13 protein-coding genes are annotated in these 14,558 nt (G+C 76.7%); 10 read left to right on the forward strand and 3 right to left on the reverse strand.

Translation table 11 applies throughout. The features are described 5' to 3' along the window. Positions 1 to 118 precede the first annotated feature (118 nt). Positions 119 to 988: an LLM class flavin-dependent oxidoreductase gene (locus tag FB586_RS08920; RefSeq protein ID WP_136519009.1), complete on the forward strand. Its 870-nt coding sequence runs from the start codon at positions 119 to 121 to the stop codon at positions 986 to 988. Next, positions 985 to 2,388, forward strand: a complete 1,404-nt coding sequence (locus FB586_RS08925) for an MFS transporter (protein WP_136519010.1) — start codon at positions 985 to 987, stop codon at positions 2,386 to 2,388. The genes FB586_RS08920 and FB586_RS08925 overlap by 4 nt, the downstream gene beginning before the upstream one ends. Here the strand turns inward: FB586_RS08925 and FB586_RS08930 are convergent. Continuing rightward, the gene (locus FB586_RS08930; RefSeq protein WP_136519011.1) at positions 2,382 to 4,424 is read right to left on the reverse strand and encodes a prolyl oligopeptidase family serine peptidase; all 2,043 of its coding nucleotides are present in this window, start codon (positions 4,422 to 4,424) and stop codon (positions 2,382 to 2,384) included. The genes FB586_RS08925 and FB586_RS08930 overlap by 7 nt on opposite strands. Positions 4,425 to 4,624: 200 nt before the next feature. Between FB586_RS08930 and FB586_RS19405 the strand changes: the two genes are divergently transcribed. From FB586_RS19405 to FB586_RS08965, 8 genes are all read left to right on the forward strand, one after another. After that, positions 4,625 to 4,777 carry a hypothetical protein gene (locus FB586_RS19405; RefSeq protein ID WP_168800515.1) on the forward strand — a complete coding sequence of 51 codons (153 nt, stop codon included), beginning with the start codon at positions 4,625 to 4,627 and terminating at the stop codon, positions 4,775 to 4,777. Between the two features lie 68 nt (positions 4,778 to 4,845). Then, entirely contained in the window at positions 4,846 to 6,990 is a 2,145-nt protein-coding gene (locus tag FB586_RS08935) for a YcaO-like family protein (RefSeq protein ID WP_136519012.1), read from the forward strand. A 52-nt stretch (positions 6,991 to 7,042) separates the two neighbouring features. Continuing rightward, a complete protein-coding gene (locus tag FB586_RS08940; RefSeq protein ID WP_246036720.1) occupies positions 7,043 to 7,603 on the forward strand; it encodes an NADPH-dependent FMN reductase in 561 nt (186 codons plus the stop codon). Continuing rightward, positions 7,600 to 8,424: a class I SAM-dependent methyltransferase gene (locus FB586_RS08945; protein WP_136519014.1), complete on the forward strand. Its 825-nt coding sequence runs from the start codon at positions 7,600 to 7,602 to the stop codon at positions 8,422 to 8,424. Before FB586_RS08940 ends, FB586_RS08945 begins: the two co-directional genes overlap by 4 nt. A 34-nt stretch (positions 8,425 to 8,458) precedes the next feature. Further along, positions 8,459 to 10,105, forward strand: coding sequence for an ABC-F family ATP-binding cassette domain-containing protein (locus FB586_RS08950; RefSeq protein ID WP_136519015.1), 1,647 nt, complete (start codon positions 8,459 to 8,461; stop codon positions 10,103 to 10,105). 63 nt (positions 10,106 to 10,168) lie between these two features. After that, positions 10,169 to 11,143, forward strand: a complete 975-nt coding sequence (locus FB586_RS08955; protein WP_136519016.1) for a squalene cyclase — start codon at positions 10,169 to 10,171, stop codon at positions 11,141 to 11,143. 53 nt (positions 11,144 to 11,196) lie between these two features. Continuing rightward, positions 11,197 to 11,760 (forward strand): RNA polymerase sigma factor, encoded by a 564-nt coding sequence (locus FB586_RS08960; protein WP_136519017.1) that lies wholly within the window; start codon positions 11,197 to 11,199, stop codon positions 11,758 to 11,760. After that, positions 11,757 to 12,578, forward strand: coding sequence for a hypothetical protein (locus tag FB586_RS08965; protein WP_136519018.1), 822 nt, complete (start codon positions 11,757 to 11,759; stop codon positions 12,576 to 12,578). The genes FB586_RS08960 and FB586_RS08965 overlap by 4 nt, the downstream gene beginning before the upstream one ends. A gap of 79 nt (positions 12,579 to 12,657) precedes the next feature. Here FB586_RS08965 and FB586_RS08970 read toward each other — a convergent pair whose 3' ends face one another. Together FB586_RS08970 and FB586_RS08975 are read right to left on the reverse strand one after the other, a co-directional pair. Continuing rightward, a complete protein-coding gene (locus FB586_RS08970; protein ID WP_136519019.1) occupies positions 12,658 to 13,314 on the reverse strand; it encodes a response regulator in 657 nt (218 codons plus the stop codon). Beyond that, the gene (locus FB586_RS08975; RefSeq protein WP_136519020.1) at positions 13,311 to 14,558 is read right to left on the reverse strand and encodes a sensor histidine kinase; all 1,248 of its coding nucleotides are present in this window, start codon (positions 14,556 to 14,558) and stop codon (positions 13,311 to 13,313) included. Before FB586_RS08975 ends, FB586_RS08970 begins: the two co-directional genes overlap by 4 nt.

Here is a 14,558-nt window from a genome sequence, read left to right on the forward strand (position 1 = left end):
CCCCCGTGTGGTTGCGGTCACATCGGGGCTTCCCTAGGTTGCCAGACGGCGCCGCTCGCGACCACGGTCCGGCGGCGCGGGACGTCCCGCACCGCAGGAGCGACGCGCGGAGGAGTGCATGAAGTTCGGTATCGGCCTGCCGCCCCACGACCCCGCCGCCCACGTCGGCTGGGCGCGCCGCGCCGAGCAGGGTCCGTTCAGCACGGTCGGCGTCCTCGACCGGATTGTGTACCACAACCCCAGCCCGCTCATCTCGCTCGCCGCGATCGCCGGTGCCACCGAGCGCATCCGGCTGCAAACCGAGGTGCTGCTCGCCCCGCTGCGGCAGACCGCGCTCATGGCGAAGGACATCGCCACCCTCGACCGCGTCTCCGGCGGCCGGTTCACGCTCGGGCTCGGCGTCGGGAACTGGCGGGGCCCCCGGTTCGACGACTACCGGGTCGCGGGCACGGACGTGCGGACGCGCGGTGCGCGGCTCGACGAGCAGGTGGCGCAGATGCGCCGCATCTGGGCCGGGGAGCCGCCGCTGGACGGCATGGACCCGGTCGGGCCCGCGCCCACGCGCCCGGAGGGGCCGGAGATCCTGTTCGGCGGGTTCCACCCCAGGGCCCTGCGCCGGGTCGTGCGGTGGCAGGCGGGCTTCATCGCGGCGGGCCCGCCCAAGTACGTGCGCCACCTGATCGCCGAGCTGCGCGGGTACTGGCGGGAGGCGGGGCACCCCGGCGAGCCGCGGATCGTCGCGCACTGCTACGTGGCCCTCGGCCCCGAGGACGTCGTCCAGGAGGGCCTGCGCACGGTCGTCGACTACTACCAGTACACCGACGACGCCGTCCGGGTGCCGGAGTACGTCGCGCAGACGCCCGAGGTCGTGCGCATGCTCGTGAAGGCCTACGAGGACCTCGGTGCTGACGAGGTGATCTTCTACTTCTGGGCGCAGGACGAGCGGCAGATCGACCGGCTCGAGGACGCGCTCGGGGCACTGCCGTGACGGAGGCGGGCGGCACGGCAGGCCCCGCGCCCGCTCGTCGGCAGGGGCGGCTCGCCGTCCTGATGCTGGCGAGCTCGCTGATCTTCATCGAGTTCCTCGGCGGCATGCAGCGGTACCTCTCGCAGACGGTCCTGCCCCTCGTGGCGGCGGACCTCGACGGGGCGCACCTGTACGGGCCCCTGGACGCGGCGGCGCAGGCGCCCACGTTCCTCATGATGCCCGTGGGTGCGTGGCTGCTGTCGCGCTACCGCGTGGGCCGTCTCATGGTCGTGTTCACGGTCGTCACCGTGGTGGGTGCGGTCATGTGCGCCGCCGCCCTGAGCATGGAGGTGTTCATCGCGGGGACGGCCGTCCGCGCCGTCGCGGGCGGCGCGCTGGCGACGATCGGCATGGGCGCCATCAGCCGCGGGCTGCCGCCCCGGTACCGGCAGCTCGTCCTGGCCGGCATGTCGGGGATCTGGGTCTTCTCGTCGGTGCTCGGTCCCGTCTACGCCGTGTCGGCGTCGCAGGCCTTCGGGTGGCGGTGGGCGATGCTGCTCTACCTGCCGCTGCTCCTCGTGGCGCGGGTGCTCGTCGCCCGGTACATGCCGGAGCGCACGGAGGAGGTCCCCGAGGAGAAGGCGCCGTGGGCGTGGGCGGTCGTGCTCGCGACGGGCTCGGCGGTCATCGCGCTGCCGCTCGGCGCGTGGTCGGCGGCCGCGGTCGCCGCCGGTGCGCTGCTCATGCTGCGCGCGACGGCCGCGGTGCTGCCCGGCGGCACCTTCCGGGCGTCGTCCGGCCGGCGCGCCGCGCTGACGGCGCTCATGGTCACGGCGGCGGTCTACTTCGGCGCGACGATGGTCCTCTCGGTGGTCGCGCACGACGTGTTCGGCCTGCCCGCGGGCAGGTTCGGGTACATCATCGCGGCGCCGGGGTTCACCTGGGCCGTGGCCGCGCTGTGGACCGGCTCGCACCCCGCGTCGCAGGACGGCGCCTTCCGGCGCCGGGCGCTGCTGGCGGGCACGGTGATCACGACCGGGGTCGGGGTGCTGCTCCTGACGACGTCGCTTGAGCCGGCGGCCTCCTCGGCGTTCGTCGGCCTGCTCGTGGGCGCGGCGCTCATGGGCACCGGCATGGGGATGCTGTACCCGGACCTGCTCGGGCGGTGCCTCGCCCGGCCCGAGACCGACGACGGGATCTCCGACGACCGCATGGCCGCCGCCGTCGTCATCGCCGAGTCGGTGGGGCTCGCCATCGCCACGACCGCCGCGTTCTCGTGGCTGGGCACCGGGCTGGGCGTCGTCGAGGACCCCGGCAGGCGGGCGCAGGTGCTGTACCTCGCGCTGCTGCCCCTGGCGGTGGTGATGCTCGGCCGGCTCGCCGCCGCCGCACGCGGGGAGCGCGCGCGCGTCCGTCAGTGACGCGCCGGCACGAGGTGCCGGTCGAGGAAGGCGGCGGTCACCGCGTGCCCGCGCGCCCCCGCCGCGGTGGTCCCGAGCGCGTCGTGCCCCGCCCCGGGGGTCTCCAGGTAGAGCACGTCGGCGCCGGCCGCCGCGAGCCGGCGCGCGGCGCGGCGCGAGTGCTCCGGTGAGACCCGGTCGTCCGCGTCGGACGTCCACAGCAGGACGGGCGGGTACGCGACGCCGGGGACGACGCGGTGCACGGGGGAAAGCGCGGCCATCGCGCCCGCGCTGGCCGGGTCGCGCGGGTCGCCGTACTCGTGCGACCACGCCGTCCCGTCCAGCGCCGGGTAGTCCAGGAGGTCGAGCACGGCGGAGCGGCAGGCGACCGCCCCGAAGGCCGCGGGCTCGCCCAGCACGGCGTTCATGGCGACGAGCCCGCCGTGGCTCGCCCCCGTCGCCCCCAGGTGGGCGGCGTCGGCGACGCCGTCGGCGCGCAGGGCGGCCGCGACGGCCAGCATCTCCTCGACGCTCGTGCGCAGCCGGTCCCAGGGCGCCGCGTCCCGCGGGGCACCGCGCCCGACGAACGCGTGCACGAGCACGCGCCGCCGGCCGTCCGGCGTGCGGCGGTCGAGCCAGGTCGGTCCCGTGAGGTCCAGGTAGTCGAGGCGCTCGTGCGCGTCGAAGCCCCCGTACACGGACAGCACCGTCGGGTTGCGGCCGTCCGGCACCATGCCGGCCGGCGCGACGACCACGTACGGCACGGGGGCGCCCGTGGGGCCGGCCACCGCACGGCGGGTCACCCGGAAGGCGTCATGGTCGAAGGTCGGCGCGGTCGCGGCGACGACCTCGCGGCGTCCGTGCGCGCGCGCGTCCAGCAGCGACAGCGTCGGCGGGGACAGCGGGCCGGAGGTCTCGACCCAGCACCGGTCACCGCCGGGTGCGTCGGTCACGTCGACCGGGGACGCCCGGAGGGTCGTGGCCGGTCCGGTGCGGACGAGCTCCTCGGCGCTGCCCGTCCGCGGGTCGAGCGCGAGGAGCCGCGCACCGTCGTCGTCGCCCTCGACGACGAGCACGCGCTCGCGGACGGGCACCAGCTGCTGCATCCGCGCCGGACGCGGGGTCCGGTGCAGGAGCCGCGGTCGGACGCGCCCCCGGACCACGTCGTCCGCGGGCGCGACGAGGGCGTCCCCGGGACCGTGGACGACCCCGTCGTGGGTCCAGGGACGGCGCGGCACGAGCAGCAGGACGTCGCCGTGCAGCTGGACCCGCACGTCCTGCGGGACGGGGACCGGGCACCAGGGCCCGGCGGCCTCGCGCGCGAGGTGGTACGCGCGGCGGCGGTGGTCGAGCCACTCGGTCATGAGGTACCACGGGCGCGCCGCGGTGGTGCTGCGGGTGATCGCCGCCGCGACCCGGTCGGGCGGGAACGCGTGGACCGCGTGGGGCGCGGCGGCCCCCCGCTCCACCCGCTCGACCACCCAGCGCGCGTCCCCGGCGCCGTCCGTCTCCTGACGCGAGACCAGCAGCGCGTCCGGCCCGTCCCAGCAGAGCTGGTGGACGCTCGGGCCGACGTGCAGCCCGCCCGGGACGGGTGCCCGGCGGGCGAGGTCGACCTCGACGCTCTCGGCGACGTCCGTGCCGCCCGGGGCCAGGCGGACGATCACGCGTTCCCGGAGCGGCGCGTCCACCGGGAACGGGCACGGCAGGAAGTTGCCCGAGCGGACCGGGTCGACGAGCCGCGGGTCGAGGCCGACGTCGACCGGTTCCCACGACCGGCGACCGCCCGCGTCGGCCGGCGACCACCGCCAGCCCCCGGCGCCCGGCTCGTACCGGACGTCCCAGCCCGCGCGGCGCAGCGGCGGCGCCGTGGCGGAGCGTCCCGACATCGCGTCGCGGACCACGGCCTCGCACGGCGCGGTCGCCTCCGGCGGGAACCGAGCCGTCACACGCTCGTGCTGCAGCCGCAGCCAGTCCGCCACCCCCAGCCGGTCCGGCGGGGCGGCGGCGCCCGTGTCCCGGGTGTCGCGGCCGGGGCGGGACGGGTCCGGGGTCACGCTGCTCCTCGGGACGGGGGGACGGGGGGACGGGGGGACGGGGGGACGGGGGGACGGGGGGACGGGCGGTCGTTCCGCCGTCCTCGCGGTTGCGCGATTCGGGGGGTTTGGTCACACTCGTAAGTGACCGGTATCACAGCACGGCGCCTTCGGGTCCGGCCAGCCGGGCCCGAGGACGCCCACTCGGAAAGGAGCGGCACATGTCCAGCGCCACCATCCGCGATGTGAGCGAGCACCTCGACTCCCTGCTCGAGTCGTGGGGACCGGAGCTCGAGGAGGACGACCTGGGGCGGGTGACCATGCCTGCGAACAACAACATGGTCGCCCCCGTGCAGTTCTCCTGGGCTGACTGATCCGGCAGAGACGAGCCCGGCCGCGCGGCACGCGCGGCCGGGCTCGTGCGTACGGGCGAGGGGGTCGTGTGGAGGACAGGCGGACGATCACCGTGGCGGCGCACGGTCTGACGACCGGGGGGTCGCTGCTCACGGTCGACGGCAGACGGCGCGTCGCGGTGCGGGAGTCCGTGGCGCAGGTCGAGCGGGCGCTGACGGCGGACGGGGCGCAGGGCTTCCTGGGGGAGCTCGGCGGGCTGGTCCGCGGCGTCGGCGCCGCGGTGGCGCAGGAGCGGGCGCGGGTCCGGCGTCTCGTCGTGCGGTGCGACCCCGAGGTGGCGGCGGACCCGGTCGGTCCGCTGGTCGCCGCCCTGGCGGCGTCGTTCCCGGGGCTCGACGAGGGACCCGACGCGCCGCTGCGGGCCGGCGACGTCGTGGTGTCCCTGTACGCGGAGCTCGACCTGGCCCGGCTGTGCGCCCTCGAGGACGAGGTCGCCGCCGCCGGCGCGCGGTGGGCGCCGTTCTGGTTCGACGGCGCCGGAGCCCGGTTCGGGCCCGTGCGCGAGGACGGGACGAGCCCGACGGTCCGCGACCTGGCGGCCCGCTGGGTCGCCGCGGCGCAGCAGGACGTGCACGGCCGGGCGCTCCTGCGCGCACCGGGCCGCGTCGTGCGCTCGGTGCCCCAGTCGGCGGTGGAGCGCGCGCACGCGGTCGGCCTGTTCCTCCTGGACGTCGAGAGGTGGCTCGGCGGGGCGCGTCCGCTGGCGTGGTGGCACACCGTGCACGTCGACCCGGCCGGCACCCTCGTGCGCGACCCGGTCCTGCCGCTGCCCCGCCGCGGGCCCGGGGTCCCGCCCGGCACGTCCGGCCTGGTTCCCACCGACGTGGTCAACCCGACCGTCGGGATCGTGCGGCGGCTGCGGGAGGTGCGGTTCCGCACCCCCACGCCCCCCGGGGTCGTGTTCGTCGAGAGCCAAACCGCGGACATGGCCCGGCTGGCGCCGTGGGCCGCGAACATCTACAACGCGGGCAGCTCGTGGGGCGACCCGGAGCGTGCGCGCGCCGGCGCGACGGGCGAGGCGATCGAGCGGTACTGCGGGAACGCCATCGACGACGGCGCGCTCGAGCTCGCCTCCTACGACGAGCTCGTGCGCCGGGGTACGCCCGCCCTCGACCCGCGTGAGCTCACGCTGTTCTCCGCGGAGCAGTACGCCGACCCGCGCTTCCCGTTCGTCCCGCTCGACCGCGGCACGCGGACGCACTGGGTGCGCGCGGAGTCGCTCGTCGACGGCCGGGAGGTGCTCGTCCCGGCCTCGTTGACGTTCGTCAACTGGAACACCGGCCGCTCGGTGTTCTCGCCGCGCACCAACCCCGCGATGTACCCCGGCATCGCGGCGGCGCCCACGCGCGCGCACGCCCTCGCGAACGCGCTCGAGGAGGTCGTCGAGCGCGACGCCGCGATGGTGTGGTGGTGGAGCGGGCACCGGCTGCCCACGTCCCCGGGTGCGGACGCCGTGCTCGACCGGCTCGTCCCGGTGGGGTGGCGCGAGCGCCACGGGGTCGACCTGCACGTCGTGCCGCTGACCCACGCCGTGGCCGTCCCGGCGGTCGCCGTCCTGGTCGACGCCCCGCACGCGGGGGTCGTGACGATGGGGCTCGCGGCGCGCGCGACGCCGGAGGAGGCCGTCGAGAAGGCGCTGCTCGAGGCGCTGGGGCTGGTCGAGACGGCGACCGACATGCAGGATCCGGACGGGGGGTTCTGGACCACGTACCAGCCGGGGGAGCGCAGCGGTGCGGTCCGCCCCGTGCGTGCGGACCGTCGCTACCTGGACTCGTACCGGCCCGACTTCCGCGACGTCACCGACCTGTTCTGCCAGCTGCAGGTGCAGCTCGACCCGCGCAGCCGCTCCGTCGTCCTCGGGCGGCTCGGGCCCCCGGACGCCGGCGTGTGGGACGGGCTGCCGTCCTTCGGGAGCCGGGACGCCGCCGCCTACGTCGACGCGCTCGCGGCCCAGGGCCTCGAACCGCTCGCGGTCGACCTGACGACGTCGGACGTGGCCGCCGCCGGGTGGTCCGCCGTCCGGGTGCTCGTCCCCGGCCTCGTGCCCAACTTCCCCACCGCCTTCCCGCCGCTGGGGCGGGGACGGCTGTGCCGGCGACCGGCGGAGCTGGGCTGGCGGGCCGCCCCGCTGCGGCCGGACGAGCTCTGGTCGTTCCCGATGCCGTACGCCTGACGACCGCGCGGCCGGGCGGCCGCAGCGCGACCGAGAGGAGATCACCGACGTGATGCTGTGCCTGGGCGGGAGCCTGCGCGAGGGGTCGCTGAGCACGGCGGTGCTGGAGCACGCCGCCGCGCTCGCACGCGAGAGGGGCGCCCGCGCGGCCCTCTACACCGTGCACGACATGCCCGGCCTGTACCGGCCCGGCGTGACCCGGCCGGACGACCCCGGCGTCGCCGAGCTGCGCGACGCGGTGGCGGCGGCGACCTGCCTCCTGGTCGTCACGCCCGTGTACGGCGGCATGGTCTCCGGGGCCGTCAAGAACCTGCTGGACACGCTGCACCTGTTCAAGGGCGACGGGCAGGGTGCCCTGAGCGGGCGTCGCGTGGTCGTCGGCGCGGTGGGCGGCGGTGCGCTGCAGGGCAGGTACGAGTACCAGCCCGGCGCGACGATGGCGCTCGAGATCGCGTGCCAGAACCTGGGCGGCTGGGTGTCGCCGCGGCACCTGGAGCTCTCGGAGCTCATGTTCGACGCCGACGGGCGGCTCGTGGACGAGCTGGCGCGCGACGCGCTGCGGACCGCGGTCGCCGGTCTGGTGGCTCCCCGCACGACCGAGGTGGGCGCGTGAGCGACGACGCCCGCACGGTCCACGCCGAGAACGCGGTCGGGTGGGACGAGACCGCGTCCTGGTACGCCCGGCGCGCGGAGGACCTGCGCGAGCTCCTCGCCTCCGGCGGGTCGACGCTGCAGCCGCAGGAGCACCGCCTGCTCGGGATGCTGCCGCCGCTCGGCACGTGGTGCGACCTGGCCGTCCACCTGCAGTGCGCCGCCGGCTTCGACACGGTCTCGCTCACGAACGCCGGCGCCCGCCGGGCCGTCGGCGTCGACATCGCGCCCGAGCTGGTGCGCAACGCGCGGTCGCTCGCCGCGCAGGTCGGCGCCCCCGCCGAGTTCGTGTGCTCGGACGTGCTCACGCTCGACGGCCTCGACGGGCAGGCGGACCTCGTCTACACCGGCAAGGGCGCCGTGCACTGGATGTTCGACCTGCGCGCGTGGGCAGGGAAGGTCGCGGCGGTGCTGCGCCCGGGCGGCTGGTTCCTGCTCTTCGACTTCCACCCGATGATGTGGATGTTCCGGGAGGGTGACACCGGCCTGGAGGTCAACCCGGTCAGCTACTTCGCCCCGGTGGTGACGTACCACGGGTGGTCGCAGGGCCACCTCGGGGGTGCGGACGGCGTCGAGGGCGGGACCTCGCCGAAGAAGCTGCGGCCCTGGCCGCCGAGCGGCGTCATCCAGGCGCTGCTCGGCGCCGGCCTCGAGCTCAAGCTGTTCCACGAGTACCCCGACACCCTCGCCGAGCAGTGGACGGCGTACCCGCGCACCCCGCACCGGGACCGGGCCAGGATCGCGAGCACGTACGCGGTGCTGGCGCGCAAGCCGGACGCGTGACGGCCCAGGCCCCCGCACCGGCAGGATGGGGGCCGTGAGCGCGACCTTGCAGGCCCGCGGCGTGGCCGCCGCCTTCGGCGACCGGGAGCTGTTCTCCGGTCTCGACCTCGTCGTCGCCCCCGGGGACGTGGTCGGCCTCGTCGGCCCGAACGGCGCCGGCAAGACGACGCTCCTGCGGGTGCTCGCCGGCGTGCGGGCGCCCGAGGCCGGGGCGGTGACTCTCTCGCCGCCGACGGCCCAGGTCGGCTACCTCGTGCAGGAGGTCGAGCGGCAGGACGGGGAGAGCGTGCACGCGTTCCTCGAGCGGCGCACCGGTGTCGCGGCGGCCCAGGCCGAGATGGACGCGGCGTCGGACGCGCTCGCGGCCGGCGGGACGGGCGCGGACGACCGGTTCACGCAGGCGCTGGAGCGCTGGATGGCGCTGGGCGGTGCGGACCTCGACGCCCGGCTCGGCGTCGTCGCCGACGACCTCGGCCTCGGCGTCGACCTGGACCTGCCGATGACGGCGCTCTCCGGCGGGCAGGCGGCGCGGGTCGGCCTGGCGGCCCTGCTGCTGTCCCGGTTCGACCTGTACCTGCTCGACGAGCCGACGAACGACCTCGACGCCGACGGCCTCGACCGGCTGGAGGAGTTCGTGGCGCACGCCCAGGCGCCCGTGGTCGTCGTCAGCCACGACCGGGAGTTCCTCGCCCGGACCGTCACGACCGTCGTCGAGATCGACCGGAGCCTGCAGCGGGTCGCGACGTACGGCGGCTCGTACGACGCGTACCTGGAGGAGCGGTCCACGGCGCGCCGGCACGCGCGCGAGGCGTTCGAGGAGTACGCCGCCCGCCGCGAGGCCCTGCAGGCCCGGGCCCGCACGCAGCGCGCGTGGATGGAGAAGGGCGTGCGCAACGCGCGCCGCAAGGCCACCGACAACGACAAGAACGTCAAGCACCACCGGGGCGAGACGTCGGAGAAGCAGGCCGCGAAGGCGCGGCAGACCGACCGCATGATCGAGCGGCTCGAGGTCGTCGAGGAGCCGCGCAAGGAGTGGCAGCTGCGGATGAGCATCGCGGCGGCGCCGCGGTCGGGCGACGTGGTCGCCACCGTGCGCGGGGCCGTGGTGCGTCGCGGCGGGTTCGTGCTCGGCCCGGTGGACCTGCAGCTCGACCGGCAGGACCGCGTCGCGGTCACCGGCCCGAACGGGGCGGGCAAGTCGACGCTGCTGCAGCTCCTGCTGGGACGCCTCGCGCCCGACGCGGGCAGCGCGTCGCTCGGGCCGGGCGTCCTGGTGGGCGAGGTCGACCAGGCGCGCGCGGCGTTCGAGGGCGCGACGCCCCTCGGGGACGCGTTCGCGCGGCAGGTGCCGGACTGGACGACCGCGGACGTGCGCACGCTGCTCGCCAAGTTCGGGCTGGCCGGCCACCAGGTGCCCCGGCCCGCGTCGTCGCTCTCGCCGGGCGAGCGCACGCGCGCGGCCCTCGCGCTCCTGCAGGCCCGCGGCGTCAACCTGCTCGTCCTGGACGAGCCGACGAACCACCTCGACCTGCCGGCGATCGAGCAGCTCGAGCAGGCGCTGGAGTCGTTCGACGGCACGGTCCTGCTGGTGACGCACGACCGGCGGATGCTGGAGAACGTCCGGCTGACGCGCCGCTGGCACGTCGAGGACGGCCGGGTCACGGAGGTCGCGCGCGACTGACCGCGGGGGCGCGGGCGGCGGGCGAGGGCCCGCCGTGTCGGTGCCCCGGCGTAGCGTGCCGGCATGGCGGACGCCGCGCCGACGCAGGCGCTGACCGACTGGCTGCTGGACAGCGACCCCGCCCTGCGCTGGCAGGTCGAGCGGGACCTGCTCGGGCTGCCGCCGTCCGTCTGGGAGGCGACGCGCCGACGGGTCGCCACCGAGGGCTTCGGCGCCCGGCTGCTCGCGCTGCAGGACCCGGACGGGCAGTGGGCGGGCGGCGCGTACTTCCCGGCCGGGTTCGACTTCGCGGCCGTCGCGACGCAGGGGCAGCCCTGGACGGCGACGACCTGGTCGCTGAACGCCCTGCGCGAGTGGGGCGTCGACGCCGACGTCCTGGCCGGCACGGCCGAGCTGCTGGACCGGAACGCGCGCTGGGAGTACGACGACCTGCCGTACTGGGGCGGCGAGGTCGACTGCTGCATCAACTCCTGGACCCTGTCCAACGGCCTGTGGCTCGGCGCGGACGTGGACGGGCTCGTCGACTGGTTCCTCGCACACCGGCTGTCCGACGGCGGCTGGAACTGCGCGTGGGTGGAGGGTGCGACCCGCTCGTCGTTCCACTCCACGCTCAACACCCTCAAGGGGCTGCTCGACTACGAGCAGGTCACCGGCGACCACGCACGGGTCCGCGCGGCCCGGAAGGCGGGGGAGGAGTACCTGCTGGTCCGGGGGCTCTTCCGGCGGCTGTCCACCGGGGAGCCCGTCGCACCGTGGGCGCTGCACCTGGCCTACCCGTTCCGCTGGTACTACAGCGCGCTCAACGCCGCCGACCACCTCCGCGCCGCGTCCCTGCACGACGGCACCCCGCCCGACCGCCGCATGGCCGACGCGATCGAGCACATCCGCGCGGCCCGCACGCCCGACGGCACGTGGCTGCAGGAGCGGCGCCACCCGGGCGAGGTGTGGTTCGAGGTCGACGTGCCGGCCGGTGAGCCGTCGCGGTGGCTGACGCTGATCGCGACGCGTGTGCTGCGCTGGTGGGACGACGCGGCCTGACCGCGGTGAGCCGCCGGTGACACACCCGGGGCTGTGGCGGACAGGGGAAGGGCATGAGTCACGACGCACGCGCTCCCGACCGGGAGCAAACCTTCCGGGCGCTCTACGACGCCCTCTACGCGGACCTGCACCGGTTCGTCCAGCGGCGGGTGCACCCCGACCACGCCGACGACGTCGTCGCGGAGGCGTTCCTCGTGGTGTGGCGCCGCCTCGACGACGTGCCGGACGAGCTCGACGACGCCCGCGCGTGGGTGTTCGGCGTCACGCGCCACGTCCTGCTGAACGAGCGGCGCGGCGAGCAACGGCGCCGCGCCCTCGGCGTGCGCCTCGCGGACGCCGGCACGGTCGGCGCGCGGGGGGCCGAGACCGACGCGGTCGTGCACCGCGTCGACCTCGCCGCCGCCTGGCAGCGCCTGTCCGACACCCACCAGGAGGCCCTCGCCCTCGCGGTGCTTGACGCGCTCGACGCCCCGCACGCGGCCGCCGTCCTCGGCATCTCACCGGTCGCGTTCCGGCTGCGGCTCAGCCGCGCCCGCCGGGCGCTGCGCCTCCACCTCGACCACCTGCCCGCCCGGGGCGACGCCCCGGCCCGCCTCCCCGAAGGGGCCACGCCGTGAGCCGCACCGACCACCTCAGCGCCGCCCTGCGCACCCTCGACGCCGCCGACCCCCACGTCGACGCGCACGGCGCCCGCGCCCGGGCCGACCTCGAGGCGATCCTCGCCACCCACCCCGGGACGCCGGCGGACGCCCTGCCCGCCGGTCCGCTGCCGGTACCTCCCGGCCGCCGCCGGACCGGCGCGCGTCGCGCTGCCCTGCTCGCCGGCGCCGCGACCGCACTCGCCGGCGTCCTGGTCCTGGTGCCCGCCACGACCGGGGGAGACCGGGCCTTCGCGACCTGGACCGCGGCTCCCGACGCCCTGACCGCGCAGCAGCGCACCGACGCCGTGACCGGCTGCCGGGACGGGATGCGGGAGGCGGCCGGTGAGCACGCCGACGCGCTCGCGGCCGCCCGGCCCGCCGTCGCCGAACGGCGCGGCGTCTGGACGACCGTGGTGCTCGCGGGCGCCGGCGGCTTCCACGCCCTGTGCGTCACCGACTCCTCGGCCGGGGCGTTCACGGACGGCATGATCGGCTCGGTCGGCGTGGCGACGGGGCACGTGGATCCCGGTCCCCGCGAGGTCCGCGCCACCGACCTGGGGACCGGGTCGATGTCCGCCGGCGACGTGTCGCTCGCGGCGGGTGCCGTCGGGGCGGAGGTCGTGGGCGTGACGTACGCGAGCGCGTCCCGGGGGGACGTCGTCGCGACGGTCGCCGAGGGACGCTTCGCGCTGTGGCTGCCGGGCGACGAGCTGCGGGACGCGTCCCGGGCGGGGGTCGAGGTGCGGGTGACCTACCGCGACGGCACGACGGGCACGGCCCGCCTGACGCTCTGACGGCTCCTCCTGCCCGGCGACCGCCCCGACCCCGCGGTTCGTCAGCACCCGTCGGCGCCGGTGCTGACGAACAGCGGGGTCACGGCCTGCCGGCCACCCCCGTCCGGTACGCCCACACCACCGTCTGCAGCCGGTCGCGCGTGCCGAGCTTCGTCATCGCGCGGCCCAGGTGCGACTTCACGGTCGACGGCTCCACGAACAGCGCGGCGGCGATCTCCGCGTTCGACATGCCCTCGGCGAGCAGGCGCACGATGTCGCGCTCGCGGGGCGTGAGCAGCCCGTCGGCCTCGGTGGGGTCGGGTGCGGGGCGGCGGCGGGCGAACTCGGCGATGACGCGACGCGTCACGGCCTGGTCGACCATGCCCTCGCCGCGGGCGAGGCGCCGGATCGCGTCGGCGAGGTCGGCCGGGTCGGTGTCCTTGAGCACGAAGCCGCTGGCCCCGGCCTCGAGGGCGCCGAACACGTACTCGTCGAGGTCGAACGTGGTCACGACGAGGACGGCGGGCAGGTCGCCGTCGCGCTCGGCGACGATCTGCCGGGTCGCGGCGAGGCCGTCGCCGCCGGGCATCCGCACGTCCATGCACACGACGTCCGGCCGGGTGCGCCGGACCATCGCGACGGCCTCCGGACCGCTCGCCGCCTCGCCGACGACCTCCAGGTCGCCCGCGTCCTCGAGCAGCACGCGGAACCCCGCCCGCACCACCGCCTGGTCGTCCACCAGCGCGACCCGGATCATGCGCGTCCTCCCTCGTCGTCCACCGGCACGCGCAGCCGCACGCACCACCCGCCGTCGTGGGGACCGGCCGTGAGCGTGCCGCCCACGAGCGCCGCGCGCTCGCGCATGACCGCCAGTCCCGTGCCGCCGCGCTCACCGGGTGCCACGGCGGCCCCGGGCGCGGCCCGCCCGTTCACCACCTCGAGCACCACGGCGCCCAGCTCGTGCACGAGCCGCACGCGGACCGGTCCGCCGGGTGCGTGCTGCCGCGCGTTCGTCAGCGCCTGCTGCGCCACGCGGTAGACCGACACGTCCGCGAGCGGCGGCAGCGGCGCCGCCGGCGTGCCCACGCGCTCCAGGTCGACGTCGTCGCCGAGCGCGCGGGCCGCGGCCACCAGGTCGTCGAGGGCCGCGGCGCCCGGCACCGGGGCGAGCGCGTCCGGCTCGTCGCCGCGCAGCAGCCCCACCACCTGGCGCAGGTTGTCGAGCGTCTCGCGACCCTGGTCCCGCAGCCAGGCCGCGCCCGCGCGGGCGGCGTCGGGGTCGCGGCCGACGAGCCGCTCGACCGCCGCCGCCTGCACGACCATGCCGGACAGGTGGTGCGCGGCGACGTCGTGCAGCTCGCGCGCCAGGCGCGCCCGCTCGTCGGCGACCGCGGCCTGCACGCGGGCGTCGCGCTCCCGCTCGAGCTGGGCGGCACGCTCCTGCAGCAGCCGCAGGTGCTCGCGGCGCGTCGCCAGGTACGTCCCGACCAGCACCGCCGCACCCCACAGCAGCACCGCCGACAGCGCGTGCTGCACCGCGAGGTCCGCCCCGGCCCGTCGGGCGAGCACCGCCGCCGCCACGCCCACCGCCTCCGCGACGCCGGCGGCGGCCGCGGCGAGCAGGGCGCGCCGCGTCGGCAGCCGCGAGCCCACGGTCGCGGCGACGACGAGCACGGCCACCGACCGCACCGAGATGTCCGGGGCCAGCGCGACGAGCCCGACCTGCGTGAGGACCACGAGGACGACGCAGGCGGCGGTCGCCACCCGGCGCAGCACCAGCGCGAGCGACTGGACGGCCAGGACCACGAGCAGCCAGGGCGCCACGTCGGGTGCGGGCGCGGCCTCCGGCACGAGCCGCACCGTGGCCACCACGCCGAGCAGCATGACGACCGCGGTGACCACGGCGAGCAGCGCGTCGCGCGCGAGCGGCCCGCGGGCCCCGAGGCGGGTGAGGAACGTGTCCCACCTCGCCCCGGGGCCCGTGACCGGGGTGACGTCCAT

The sequence above is a fragment of the Cellulomonas telluris genome (assembly GCF_004886325.1).
GTDB lineage: Bacteria > Actinomycetota > Actinomycetes > Actinomycetales > Cellulomonadaceae > Cellulomonas > Cellulomonas telluris.

What these genes read in the sequence shown, in the direction of transcription:
- FB586_RS08920 (WP_136519009.1), top strand. Translation starts at nt 119, where the DNA reads ATGAAGTTCGGTATCGGCCTGCCGCCCCACGACCCCGCCGCCCACGTC.
- FB586_RS19405 (WP_168800515.1), top strand. Translation starts at nt 4,625, where the DNA reads ATGTCCAGCGCCACCATCCGCGATGTGAGCGAGCACCTCGACTCCCTG.
- FB586_RS08940 (WP_246036720.1), top strand. Translation starts at nt 7,043, where the DNA reads ATGCTGTGCCTGGGCGGGAGCCTGCGCGAGGGGTCGCTGAGCACGGCG.
- FB586_RS08955 (WP_136519016.1), top strand. Translation starts at nt 10,169, where the DNA reads ATGGCGGACGCCGCGCCGACGCAGGCGCTGACCGACTGGCTGCTGGAC.
- FB586_RS08960 (WP_136519017.1), top strand. Translation starts at nt 11,197, where the DNA reads ATGAGTCACGACGCACGCGCTCCCGACCGGGAGCAAACCTTCCGGGCG.
- FB586_RS08970 (WP_136519019.1), bottom strand. Translation starts at nt 13,314, where the DNA reads ATGATCCGGGTCGCGCTGGTGGACGACCAGGCGGTGGTGCGGGCGGGG.
- FB586_RS08975 (WP_136519020.1), bottom strand. Translation starts at nt 14,558, where the DNA reads ATGGACGTCACCCCGGTCACGGGCCCCGGGGCGAGGTGGGACACGTTC.